General features: G+C 69.5%; 8 protein-coding genes. 6 read left to right on the forward strand and 2 right to left on the reverse strand.

The features are described from left to right. Both GTY56_RS18670 and GTY56_RS18675 read right to left on the reverse strand, forming a co-directional pair. Positions 1-492 (reverse strand): RICIN domain-containing protein (locus GTY56_RS18670; RefSeq protein ID WP_161366492.1); only part of this gene is annotated, 492 nt, incomplete at its 3' end. A 71-nt stretch (positions 493-563) separates the two neighbouring features. Next, complete coding sequence (locus tag GTY56_RS18675; RefSeq protein ID WP_161366493.1) at positions 564-4,118, reverse strand: ThuA domain-containing protein; 3,555 nt, start codon at positions 4,116-4,118, stop codon at positions 564-566. Between the two features lie 661 nt (positions 4,119-4,779). On the opposite strand from GTY56_RS18675, the gene GTY56_RS18680 reads away from it, so the two are divergent. The 6 genes from GTY56_RS18680 to GTY56_RS18705 all read left to right on the forward strand — a co-directional run. Next, positions 4,780-6,300: a sugar ABC transporter ATP-binding protein gene (locus GTY56_RS18680; RefSeq protein ID WP_161366494.1), complete on the forward strand. Its 1,521-nt coding sequence runs from the start codon at positions 4,780-4,782 to the stop codon at positions 6,298-6,300. After that, the gene (locus GTY56_RS18685) at positions 6,297-7,268 is read left to right on the forward strand and encodes an ABC transporter permease (protein ID WP_161366495.1); all 972 of its coding nucleotides are present in this window, start codon (positions 6,297-6,299) and stop codon (positions 7,266-7,268) included. Before GTY56_RS18680 ends, GTY56_RS18685 begins: the two co-directional genes overlap by 4 nt. A gap of 1 nt (position 7,269) precedes the next feature. Further along, positions 7,270-8,256, forward strand: coding sequence for an ABC transporter permease (locus GTY56_RS18690; RefSeq protein WP_161366496.1), 987 nt, complete (start codon positions 7,270-7,272; stop codon positions 8,254-8,256). A gap of 8 nt (positions 8,257-8,264) precedes the next feature. Then, on the forward strand, positions 8,265-9,449 hold the full coding sequence (locus GTY56_RS18695; RefSeq protein ID WP_161366497.1) for a substrate-binding domain-containing protein: 1,185 nt from the start codon (positions 8,265-8,267) through the stop codon (positions 9,447-9,449). Positions 9,450-9,453: 4 nt separating this feature from the next. Next, positions 9,454-10,332 carry a sugar phosphate isomerase/epimerase family protein gene (locus tag GTY56_RS18700; protein WP_161366498.1) on the forward strand — a complete coding sequence of 293 codons (879 nt, stop codon included), beginning with the start codon at positions 9,454-9,456 and terminating at the stop codon, positions 10,330-10,332. Between the two features lie 138 nt (positions 10,333-10,470). After that, positions 10,471-12,514, forward strand: a 2,044-nt coding sequence (locus tag GTY56_RS18705) for an RICIN domain-containing protein (RefSeq protein ID WP_161366499.1), incomplete at its 3' end; no start/stop codon positions are given.

Below are 12,514 nucleotides of genomic sequence, written 5' to 3' on the forward strand. Positions count from 1 at the left end.
GTTCCACTGCTGGTTGGTGCCGCCGTTGCAGGACCAGAGGATGATCCTGGTGCCGTTGGCGGTGCCGCCGGCGTTGGCGTCGAGGCACAGTCCGGACTGGACGCCGGTGATGGTGCCGTCGGGGTTGACGTTCCACTGCTGGTTGGTGCCGCCGTTGCAGTCCCAGATGATGACTGCGGTGCCGTTGGTGGTGCCGCGTCCGCCGGCGTCGAGGCACTTGTTTCCGTGGACGGTCAGTTGTTTGCCGGTGGTGTGGGTCCAGGTCTGGCCGGTGGCGCCGGTGCAGTCCTGGAGTTGGGTCTGGGTGCCGTTGGCGGTACTGGAGCCGGGGACGGTCAGGCAGCGGCCGGACTGCACGCCCACGAGAGGGGCGCTCTTTCCGGGCTCGATCGGTGCCGCCACCGCGGTGGCGCCGACGGCGACCAGCACCAGGGTGGTGCCCAGCGCGGACAGTCGTCCGTACCGGCGGGGCCGGGGTATCCGAAAAACCATCGCGGTTCTCCACCTGTTCGCAGGGTGGGATGCCCGGCGCGCGACCGAGCCGGGCATCCCGTCCGGTCGGGTCATACGGCGGTGAACCGCCACTGCTGGTTGGCGCCGGAGTGGCAGCTCCACTGCTGGAGTCGTGCGCCGTCGGCCGTCGAGCCGCCGTTGACGTCCACGCACAGCCCACTGGGCACGCTCTTCACCGTGTACACGCCCGCCGTGCCGGTGGGTGTGACGAGGAACTTCTGCGCGTTGCCGTTGTCGCAGGCGGACTGTTGCAGGAACGCGCCCTGGGCGGTGGACCCGCCCGTGACGGCGAGACACTTGCCGCTGTGCACCGCCTTCAGGTGGACGGCGCCGCCACCGGCGTCGACGGCCTGCCACTTCTGGTTGTTGCCGCCGGTGGCCGGCCACTGCACGATCTGGGCACCGTCAGCGGTCGAGGCCTCGCTGACGTCCATGAATTTGGCGCTGTGCTGCGCCGCGACCGTCCAGGTCCTTCCGGCCACGCCGCCACCGCCGCCGCTGCCCGGTTCGCCGACCCCGTTGCCGCCGAAGGTGAGCGAGTCGAGGTCGAACCAGTTGTTCGAGGTGCCCTTGAACACCAGGTAGAGCGGGTGCGAGCCGGCGAGATCGGGGGTGTTCACCGCCGACGTGGACTGGTAGGTGTTCCAGCCGCCGGTGCTGGGCACCGGTGTCGTGGCCAGGAGGGGGCCGGTCGGGGAGTCTGCGCGCAGTTCGATCGATCCGCCGCCGCTCGGCGACGACAGGCGGTACTTCACGCTCGTGATGCCCGACAGGCTCATCGGTTTGAACGCGATCCAGTCGCCGTCGGAGATGTCGCCGACCCGCTTGCCGCTCTCCGCGCCGGCCTGCTCGACGATCCGCACACCCGACTGGTCCGTGGAGAACTCGGCCTGCTTGTGCTTGGGCTGGAGGATCGCTTGGGCATAGCCGGTGAGCGGGTTCGCGCCGCCGGGGCCGCCGTCGTCCGTGTAGCGGGCGTTGAGCACGTAGTACAGGTTGGCGCCCTCGGGGTGCCCGCCCAGCAGCGTCGTGTCGATGGTGCCCGAGCACCCCGGATGGTCCGTGGTCTCATGCTGGTGGTCGTCGTGGCCGAGGGCGGGGTTGACGAACACCTTGGCGCAGTCGACGGGCGCGCCGCCGGGGTCCGAGACGGACACCTTGTACGGGACGCGGTCGCCGAAGTCCAGCATGCCGCCGTTGGACGGAAGGGTGAGGGTGACGGTCGGTGCCGTGTTGCCCACGGTGATCGGCACGTTGGCGAAGGCCGTCCTGCCGGTGTTGTCGGTGACCTTGAGCTGGGCGGTGTAGTTGCCGTTGGTGGTGTAGGTGTGCGACGGGTTGGCCGCCGTGGACGTGGTGCCGTCGCCGAACGTCCAGTGGTAGCTGAGCGTGCTGCCCGGATCCGGGTCCGTGGATCCCGCGCTGCTGAACTGTACGTTCAGTGGCGCGTCCCCGTTGGTGGGCGTTCCGGTGGCTTTGGCGATCGGCGACCGTCCGCCGTGGTTGTAGTCGATGCGGTAGAGCCCCGAGTCGTTGTTGCCACCGGAGAAGTTGTTGCCCCATTCGAGCAGGTACAGCGAGCCGTCGGGCCCGAACTCCATGTCCATCGGCTTGAGGAACTTGGCGGCGGGCATGAAGGGGTTGGTCCGGGTGACCGCGGTCGCGGAGTCGAAGTGGACCTCCTTGACGGTGTGGCGCGACCACTCGTAGAAGAAGTGGACCCCGTCGTAGTAAGGGGGGAACTTCGTCTCGGACGGGTTCGCGGCGTTGTAGCGGTAGACCGGTCCGCCCATCGGCCCCGAGCCGCCGGAGCCGAGTTCGGGGAAGTCTGGCGAGACGCCGTAGCCGTACCACATGTTCGGCGCGACGATCGGCTTGAGGCTGGTCAAGCCGGTGTTGTTCGGCGAGTTGTTGACCGGCGCGTTGCAGTTGAACTTGGCGCCGACGACGCGGGTGTCCGGGTTGTAGGGCGCGTAGGCCTGGTTGTTGCCGTGGCAGAACGGCCAGCCGTAGTTGCCCGGGGCCTTGATCACATTGAGCTCGACGAGCCCTTCGGGGCCGCGGTTCGTCGCGGGCGGGTTCCGGTCCGGGCCGTAGTCGGCGAGGTAGACCCACCCGTTGTCCGGGTCGATCGAGAAGCGGAACGGGTTGCGGAAGCCCATCGCGTAGATCTCCGGCCGGGTCTGCGCTGTGCCCTGCGGGTAGAGGTTGCCGGCCGGGATGGTGTAGCCGCCGTCCGCCGATGGCCGGATGCGCAGGAGCTTGCCCCGCAGGTCGTTGGTGTTGCCGGCGGTGCGTGCGGCGTCGAGGTTGGCCTTGCCCGGCCGCCAGTCCAGCGGGGCGTAGCCCTGCCAGTTGGAGTCGAGGTTCGGTGGGACGTCGTCCCCGGTGCCGATGTAGAGGTTCTTGTCGGGGCCGAACTCGATGTACCCGCCCGTGTGCCCGGGCTCGGCGAACGTGCGGTCCCGGGTCGCGGGGATGTCGATGACCGTCACCTGGCTCGACATGTTCAGGGTGTCGCCGGTGAGCGTGAACCGGGAGACCCTGTTGATGTCGTTCGGGACTCCGGCCGGGGAGTGATACAGGTACACGTAGCCGTTGTCGGCGAAGTCGGGGTCGAGCGCCAGTCCGGTCAGGCCGTCCTCGCCGCCGGTGTAGACGCTGAGCGTGCCGGCTGTCACGGTCCTGTTGGTGGTCGGCTTGAAGATCTTCACCTGTCCGGACCGCTGGACGTACAGCACTCGCCCGTCCGGGGCGACCGCGAGGGCCATCGGGTCCGCGGTGTTGTCGTCGAGGGTGCGCTTCTCGAAGTTGCTCCACACGGTGCCGCCGCAGTCACCGGGCTCCTTGCCGGCCGCCCACGTGACGCCCCCGAGGACGTGGTTGCGGAAATGGGTCTCGCTGTACGCCGCGCTGGTGTGCCCCATGCCGGTGGCCCACACCCGGCCGCCGCCGGTGTTGCGGCACCAGGAGATGGGGTGGTCCGGCCCCATGGCGCGGGGGCCGGGGTTGTACGTGCGCTCGTCCGCGGTGACCAGGACATGGACGTCGCCGCGGGGGTTGCGGTCGAAGTTGTACCACTCCTCGCTGCGGTTCCAGCGGTCCGGCAGACCGGCCGTCGACGGGTGCTTCTTGTCCGCGACGACGGCGGTGCCGCCCAGCACGCCGGGGGAGTGCTCCGGCATGTGGGCGCCGCCGTTGATGGTCTGGTCCCACCACGGGTACTCGTTCTCGATTCCCATGTCCGTGGCGTTGTGGATGGCGACGATGCCCTTGCCACTGGCGAGGTAGCCCTCCACCGCCTGACGTTGGGCCGCCGTGGTCCACACCATTCCCGATGTCTGGAACATGATGAGCACGTCGAAGGTGGCGAGGTTCGCCGGGGTGAAAACGCTCGAGTCCTCGCTGTGGACCAACTCGAAGTCGTTGGCCGCCGCCTGCTCCCGGAACATCGCGAGGCCGGCGGGGATCGAATCGTGCCGGTAGCCGGCCGTCTTCGTGAAGACCAGGGCGCGGAAGTCCGGCGCCGCTGACGCCGGTGGGGCGATGACGAGCGACAGGAGCACGCCCGCGATCGCCGCGAAGACAAAGATGATGCGACGCATGCCGTCTCCTCTTTCGGCGGAGCAACGATGGCATGACCACGGGCACGCACCGGCGGCACCTCCGATGCGCCGGAGTGCCTGAGCGCGTCGTAGGCACGCGTGTGCCGTCAGCTCGTCGTCCCGTCCGCCGTGACGGGCAGTCAATTCCCTACGAAGAGAGGGGGCGTCACACCGGATGCGACCGTCTCCCGTGGTCTGCCGGTCAGCATGCAGCGGCCTGTCGCAACAGTCAATAAGGTTCGGGTGCGGCCGATTCCATAACACTTTTTGCGCACCGATCATCGTGATCCGGTGCGCGACTGACGTCGGACCGATTCCATAACACTTTCCACGCATCAGCCGTCGTGGTCGGGTGCGCGACTGCCGTCGGGCCGATTCGATAACAGATTTTGGCGTATCAATCGCTGTCGACCGATAGCCGCCCCACAGGGTGCAGTTCGAACAACGAACGCCCTCCTGTGATGTCCGGTGGTATTGCCAGGCGCTCATCAAGACACTTACCCTCGGGGCCGCGATGTCGCCATCGCTTCCGGCGAAAGTTCGCGGTTATTCGACGATAGCTCGCGGGCGGGAGAAGTCATTCCATGCCGGCCCTGCCCGAACGATTCAGCTATCGGTGACTCAATCCTGCTGACGACGCGAATACAGAGGTTTCTTCACGATGTCTGGCCCGCTGCCGTCGCCGCTGCTCGCTCTGCGAGGCATCGGCAAGTCGTTCCTCGGCGTGCGGGTGCTCGACGGCGTCGGACTCCAGGTCCGGCCGGGCGAGGTGCACGCGGTCGTCGGCGAGAACGGCGCCGGCAAGTCCACGCTCATGAAGGTGGTGTCCGGCGTCCACCAGCCCGACGAGGGGACGGTGGAGTTCGCCGGCGCACCGCGGACGTTCCGCAGCCCGCGTGAGGCCCAACAGGCCGGTATCGGCACCGTCCACCAGGAGCTGACCCTGCTGCCCGAGCGCACCGTCGCGGAGAACGTCTGGCTGGGCCGCGAGCCCCTGCGCCGCGGGCTGGTCGACCGCAGGGCGATGCTCAGCCGCACCGCGGAACTCCTCGCCTCGATCGGGGAGGGCTCGTTACCGCCCGACACGCGCGTGGGACGACTCGGCGTGGCGCAACAACAGGTGGTCGAGATCGTCAAGGCGCTCGCCCTCGAAGCGCGGCTGCTCATCATGGACGAGCCCACTGCCGCTCTCGCCGACCACGAAGTCGACCGGCTCTACGCGCTCGTGCGGCAACTGCAGGAGCACGGGATAGGCGTGCTGTACGTCTCGCACCGCCTCAAGGAGGTCTTCGACCTGTCCAGCCGGATCACCGTGCTCAAGGACGGCCGGGCGGTGGCGGCCTTGGACACCGCGGACACCAGCGCCGATCAGCTGGTGCGCCACATGGTCGGCCGCGAGCTGTCGAGCTACTACCCCGACCCGGCGAGGCCGCAGGAGCTGGGCCCGGTGCGGCTGACCGTCCGGGGTGGAGGCAACCGGAAACTGCGCGGCATCGACCTGCGACTGCGCGCCGGCGAGGTGCTCGGCGTCGGCGGCCTCCAGGGCTCCGGCCGGTCGGCGCTGGCCCGCGCACTGTTCGGCGCCGCACCGTTCGGCATCGGCCAGGTGACCGTCGACGGAGCGCCGGTCCGGCTGCGCTCACCCCGCGCCGCGATGCGGGCCGGGATCGCCTACGTCTCCGAGGACCGCAAGGGCGAGGGGATCGTCGCCGAGCAGTCGGTGCTGGACAACGCGCTGCTGGCCGCACGCGCCGTCCGTGCCGTCCGCCCGGGCCGGGGCGGACGCGGTGCCCGGACCGCGCGGGTCCGGGAGCTGCTCGCCGCCGTTGAACTTCGCTCCGCCGGGGAGGACCAGGAGATCCGTTTCCTGTCCGGGGGCAACCAGCAGAAGGTCGTGCTGGCCAGGTGGCTCGCGCTCGCCCCGAGGATCCTGCTCTTCGACGAGCCGACCCGGGGCATCGACGTGGGCGCCAAGTCGGCGATCCACGATCTCGTCCGACGGCTGGCCCGCGACGGCGCCGCCGTGCTGATGGTGTCGTCCGAGCTGCCCGAGCTGCTCGGCATGAGCGACCGGATCGTCGTCATGCGCGACGGCCGGATCGCCGGCGAGCTGCCCGCCGGCGCGACGGAGGAGGATGTCGTCGCCCTGGCGGTCGGCACCGGGCGGGAGGAGGCCGGATGAGCGGCGCGCTGTCCCTGGCCGCCCGGCGGACCCCGCCCGGTGTGTTCGTCGCCCTGGTCCTCACCCTGGCGATCGGCTGGATCGTCGTCACTCTCGACGGCGGCCGGCTGTTCAGCGTGCCGACGACGGTGAGCCTGCTGCACGTCGCCGCCGGTCTGGGCCTCGTCGCGGTCGGCCAGACGCTGGTCGTCGTCGGGGGCTCGCTGGACCTGTCCGTGGCGTACGTGGTCAGCCTGAGCACCCTCGTCGCCGCCGAGACCATGGCCGGTGACGACGGTGCGCTGCTGCCGGCGATCGGCCTGACGCTCGCTGTCAGCGCCGCGATCGGCCTCCTCAACGGCCTGCTCGTCACCGCGGTGCGGATCAACCCCTTCATCGCGACCGTCGGCGTCGGACTGCTGCTGAAGGGATACCTCGACAACGGATACGACGGCCCGGCCGGCAAGACCGCACCCGCCCTGGTGCAGGGCCTGGGGTACCAGCGCGTCGGCCCGGTGCCGCTGTCGTTCCTGCTGCTGCTCGCCGTCGCCGCCGCGGCCTGGTTCGTGCTGGCGCGCACCCGCTTCGGCCATCACCTGATCGCTGTGGGCGGCGACCCGGAGGTCGCCCGGCTCTCCGGCGTGCGGGGCAGCCGGGTCCTCGTCACCGCCCATGTGCTGTGCGCCCTCTGCGCCGGCCTCGCCGGGGTCTACCTCGCCAGTCGCCTCGGCGCCGGCGCACCGAGGGTGGGCACCGAGGGACTGTACGACCTGGAGTCGGTCGCCGCGGTGGTGCTCGGTGGCACCGCCCTGGCCGGCGGGCGCGGCGGCGTGGTCGGCACGGTCGGCGGCGTGCTGCTGCTCGCGAGCATCGACGCCGTCTTCAACCAGCTGGAAGTCGACGTGTTCTTCAAGCAGGTGATCCGTGGCGTGATCATCATCGCGGCGGTCGCCGTCTACGCCCGCCGGGCGATGCGAAAGGCGTCCTAGCATGCGGATCGCGCGCCCACCGCGGCTCCTCAAGGTCCGCTCCGGCGGTCTCACGCCGATCATCGCGATCCTGGCGGTGCTGCTGGTGCTGCTGGCCGCCCGCCAGCCGGACTTCCTCTCGCCGCCGTCGCTGATGTCGTTCCTCGGCCGCTCCGCGCCGGTCGTCCTGCTCGCCGCCGGCCAGTACTTCGTCATCGTCTCCGGCGAGCTGGACCTGTCCGTCGGCTCTCTGGTCACCGCGCAGGTGGTCGTCGCCGCCCGGCTGATCGACGGCGATCCGTCGGCCGGCTGGCCCGTCGTCCTGCTGCTGCTCGCGTTCGGCATCGCCGTCGGCCTCGTCAACGGCCTCGTCACCACGCGGCTGCGGGTGCCGTCGTTCATCACGACCCTCGGGATGTTCCTGATCCTCGTCGGTGCCGTGTACCTGTGGTCCGACGGTGCCCCGAAGGGCGGCCTCTCCGAGGAGTTCCGCCGGCTCGGCCGGTCGGCGTTCGAGGACGTGCCCGTGCTGGGCCGGATACCGTACGCCCTGGTCGTCCTGCTGGCGGCGGCGGCCGCGGCGCTGGTGCTGACGCGTTCGGATTTCGGTCGCACCCTGGTCGCCGTCGGTGGCAACCCGCGGACCGCCGAGCTGAGCGGCGTGCGCGTGTGGCGCGCCAAGACCATGGCGTTCGTCCTCAGCGGAGTCGCCGCCACGCTCGCGGCGGTCCTGATCGGCGGGTACAGCGGAGTGTCGTTCCAGGCCGGTGCCGGCCTGGAGTTCGGCGCGATCACCGCGGCGGTCCTCGGCGGTGTCGCCCTGGGCGGGGGCCGCGGTTCGGTCGTCGGCGCGATGCTGGGCGCGCTGACCCTGGAGACGCTCTTCACGCTCATGAACTTCTACGGCGTCTCCGGCGCCCTCAAACCGACGGTCCAGGGCGCGATCATCCTGTTCGCCGTGGCGGCGGCGTCCTTCCGTTTCCCGTCCAGACAAAAGGGGATTCAGTGAGGCATTCCATGACGGTGCTGGCCGTGAGCGCCTTACTGGTGCTGGCCGGCTGCTCCACCGACGAGCCCACCACCGGCGCATCGGGGCCGCCCTCCGCGAGCACCGGGTCGGACACCGGGTCGGGCACCGGGGAGCAGTCGAAGTTCTTCGTGCGGGCCGACTACGACAAGCAGCTCGCCCTCCTGGACACCACGCCCACCGGACCGGCCGGCAAGCCCTGGGAGCAGGCGCTCGACCCGGCGATGGTGGAGACCGCGAAGTACAAGAAGCCCGGACCGTACAAGCTCTGCTTCTCCAACGCCGGGCTGAACAACCCCTGGCGGCAGGTCGGTTTCAAGACCATGCGGGCCGAGGTCGACACGCACCGCGGCCGGATCTCCGAGTTCGTCCACGTCGATGCCGAAGGCAAGGACCAGAAGCAGATCGCCGACATCAACGACCTGCTCGGCAAGGGCTGCCACGCGCTCATCGTCTCGCCGAACACCACCGCGACGCTCACCCCGGCCGTGGAGGCCGCCTGCCGGAAGGGCCTGCCGGTCATCGTCTTCGACCGCGGCGTCGACACGACCTGCCCGGTGACGTTCATCAACCCGATCGGCGGCTATGGATTCGGCCACGTCGCGGCGGAGTTCGTCACCGAGAAGATGAAGCGGGGCGGCAAGGTGCTCGCGCTGCGCATCCTGCCCGGCGTCGACGTGCTGGAGACCCGTTGGTCCGCGGCGAAGGTCGCCTTCGACAAGGCGGGCGTCGACGTCGTCGGCGTCGAGTTCACCGACGGCGACCCGGCGAAGACGAAGAAGATCGTCAACGACTACATCCAGCGGTACGGCACGATCGACGGCGTCTGGATGGACGCCGGGGCGGTCGCGGGCGCGGCGGTCGAGGCGTTCGAGGACGCCGGCAAGCCCGTGCCGCCGATCAACGGCGAGGACCAGCTCGACTTCCTGAAGCTGTGGAAGGAGAAGAAGCTCACGGCGATCGCCCCGACCTACCCGACCTACCAGTGGCGCACCCCGGTCATCGCCGCGCTGAAGATCCTCGACGGCGAGCGGGTGCCGAACCCGTGGAAGCTGCCGCAGCCGACCATCACCCAGGACAATCTGGACGAGTACGTCGACGCCGGCATGCCGCCACTGCACTACGCGATGTGCGGCTGCACCGACCTGCCCGGCTACCCGAAGCGCTGGAAGTAGCCCGTTGTACACCATCGGTGTCAACCCCTGGGTCTGGGCCTCGCCGGTCGACGACGAGGCCCTGGCCGAGCTGGTGCCGCGGATCGCCGCGTTCGGGTTCGACGCGGTCGAGCTGCCGATCGAGCAACCCGGCGACTGGGACCCGGCCCGCACCCGGGACCTGCTGGCGGAGCACGGCCTGCACGCGGTCGGCGTCTGCGCGGTCACCTCGCCCGGACGTGACCTCGTGAACGCCCCGGCGGAGGCCGTCGCTTCCACCGTGGCGTACCTGAAAACGTGTGTGGACAGTGCGGTGGCCGTCGGCGCGCCCTGCGTCGGCGGCCCGGTCTACGCCGCGGTGGGGCGGACCTGGCGCATGTCACCGCCTGAGCGCGCGGCCTGCTACGCGGACATTCGCCGCGCCCTGCGGCCAGTGGCCGACTACGCGGGGGAGCGGGGCGTGAGCATCGGTGTGGAGGCCCTCAACCGCTATGAGACGAGCGTCGTCAACACGGTCGAGCAGGCGGTGGGGCTGATCGACGGTCTGCCCGCGAACGTCGGCCTGATGATCGACACCTATCACATGAACATCGAGGAGGCCGACCCCTACGAGGCGCTCGTCACGGCCGGTCCGCACATCAAGCACGTCCAGGTCAGCGGCACCGACCGCGGCGCCCCGGGCGCCGACCACTTCGACTGGCCACGCTTCCTCGCCGGCCTGGCCAAGACCGGCTACGGCGGCGCGGTGTGCATCGAGTCGTTCACCGCACAGAACGAGGCCATCGCCACCGCGGCCTCGGTCTGGCGGCCGCTCGCCCCGTCGCAGGACACCCTCGCCCGTGACGGGCTGTCCTACCTCCGAACTGTGCTCCGTGGACTGCAAGACGCTCCCTCGACCGGGTGATGGGGGAGGGGCCGCTCTTGCCGTCATCCCTTTCCGGCCTGGGAACCGCCATAAGGAGAAAAGGTGTTCACAACTCTCACGATACGAAGGCGGCTGCTGGCCGGAGCCGCCACAGCCGGTCTGACCGCGACCGCCGTGATGGCGTTCCCCGCGCCCGCAGCCGCGGCCCCCCACACCGTGTACGTCTCGCCGTCCGGCACAGGCACCGACTGTTCCAGCGCGCAGCCGTGCTCACTGACGGCCGCGCAGGCGGCGGTGCGATCGCTCAACGACTCCATGTCGGACGACATCGTGGTGCAGTTGGCCGACGGTGTGTACCGGCTGACCCAGCCCCTGCGGCTGACGGCGGAGGACTCCGGCTCAGGCGGTCACACGGTCGTGTGGCGGGCCGCCCCGTCGGCGCGACCGGTGATCACCGGCGCCCGGGCGGTCACCGGCTGGTCGGTGGCCGACGCGGCCAAGAACATCTGGAAGGCCGACGTGCCCGCCGGCCTCGATACCCGGCAGCTCTATGTCGACGGCGCCGTCGCCACCCGGGCACGCACCCAGGTGAACAGAGCCGATTTCACGGCCTCCAGCGCCGGAATGAGGTTCTCGAGCGGTGCGTTGAGCTATCTGAACAACCTGGCCGACCAGAGCCGGGTCGAGGTGGAGAGCGTCAACTCCTTCACCGACCGGTACTCGCCGGTGCAGAGCATCAGTTCGAACTTCATCACGATGCAGCAGCCGGCGTGGAACAACAACAACTTCGGCTACGACACCCTCATGCGGCCGCACCGGGCCGGTCCGTTCTACCTGTCCAACGCGTACGAGTTCCTGGACTCACCCGGCGAGTGGTACCTCAACCCCACGGCCGGAGACCTGTACTACATCCCCCGGGCCGGGCAGAACATGAGCACCGTCGGCGTGGAACTGCCGACGCTGCAGTCGCTGGTGAGTGTCGGGGGCACGTACAGCGAGCCGGCGCACCACGTCACGTTCAGCGGGATCACCTTCACCGGTACGAGCTGGCTGGGCCCCAGCAGCAACCAGGGTTACGCGGACCAGCAGACCGGCGCGTACCTCTCCGGCAACTGGAGCTGGCCGAGCTTCGACTCCTGCCACAACGGCTGCACACAGTTCGAGGCCGCCCGGCCGCACTGGCAGCAGATGCCGGCCGCCGTACAGGTCTCCGCCGCCAACACCATCACCTTCACTGACTCCCGGTTCGTCAACCTGGGCCAGACGGCCATCGGCATCGGCAACGACGCGGGCGCGCACGCCGGCGGCGTCGGCCTGGGCGCCCGCGACATCACGGTGACCCGGTCGGAGATCGCCCGGAGCTCAGCCGGCGGCATCCTCGTGGGCGGCGTGCGTGCCGACGCCCACCACCCCAGCGACCAGCGCATGGTCAACAGGGACATCACGATCAGCAACAACCGCATCCACGACCTCGGGGCGGACTACCGGGGCATCGTCTCCGTCCTGACCACGTACGTCACCAACAGCACCGTCGCCCAGAACGAGGTCTACAACATGCCGTACTCCGGCATGTCGATCGGGTACGGCTGGGGCGCCAACGACGCGGGCGGCAGCAACCACTATGCCAACCGCGGCCTGTACAACTACCAGCCGCGTTACACGACGCCGACCACCGCGTCCAACAACCGGCTCATCGGCAACTACATCCACGATGTGATGCAGCAGATGAACGACGGTGGCTGCATCTACACCCTCGGATGGAACCCGGGCGCGCAGATCAGCAGGAACCACTGCCTGCGGACCAACGGATACTTCGGGCTGTACTTCGACGAAGGCTCGAAGTACTACACGGCCACCAACAATGTCTTCTCGAACACCGGTACGTGGGCGACGGCCAACTACTGGGGTGGCGAGAACATGGGGAACTGGACCGTCACCAACAACTGGTCGACCAACGGCAGCACGAACATCACCAACGGGGACCGAGGCAACGTGGTCTCCGGCAACGTCACGGTCACCAACGGCAACTGGCCCTCCGGTGCCCAGGACGTGATGGCGTCCGCCGGACCGCAGGGCACCACTCCGCCGCCCACGGGGCAGCAGATCGTGGGCGCGCAGTCCGGCCGCTGCCTGACCGTCCCCGGCTCCAGTACCGCCAACGGCACCCAGACCCAACTCCAGGACTGCACCGGCGCCACCGGCCAGACCTGGACCCACACCA

The organism is Streptomyces sp. SID5643 (assembly GCF_009872555.1).
Lineage (GTDB): Bacteria > Actinomycetota > Actinomycetes > Streptomycetales > Streptomycetaceae > Streptomyces > Streptomyces iakyrus.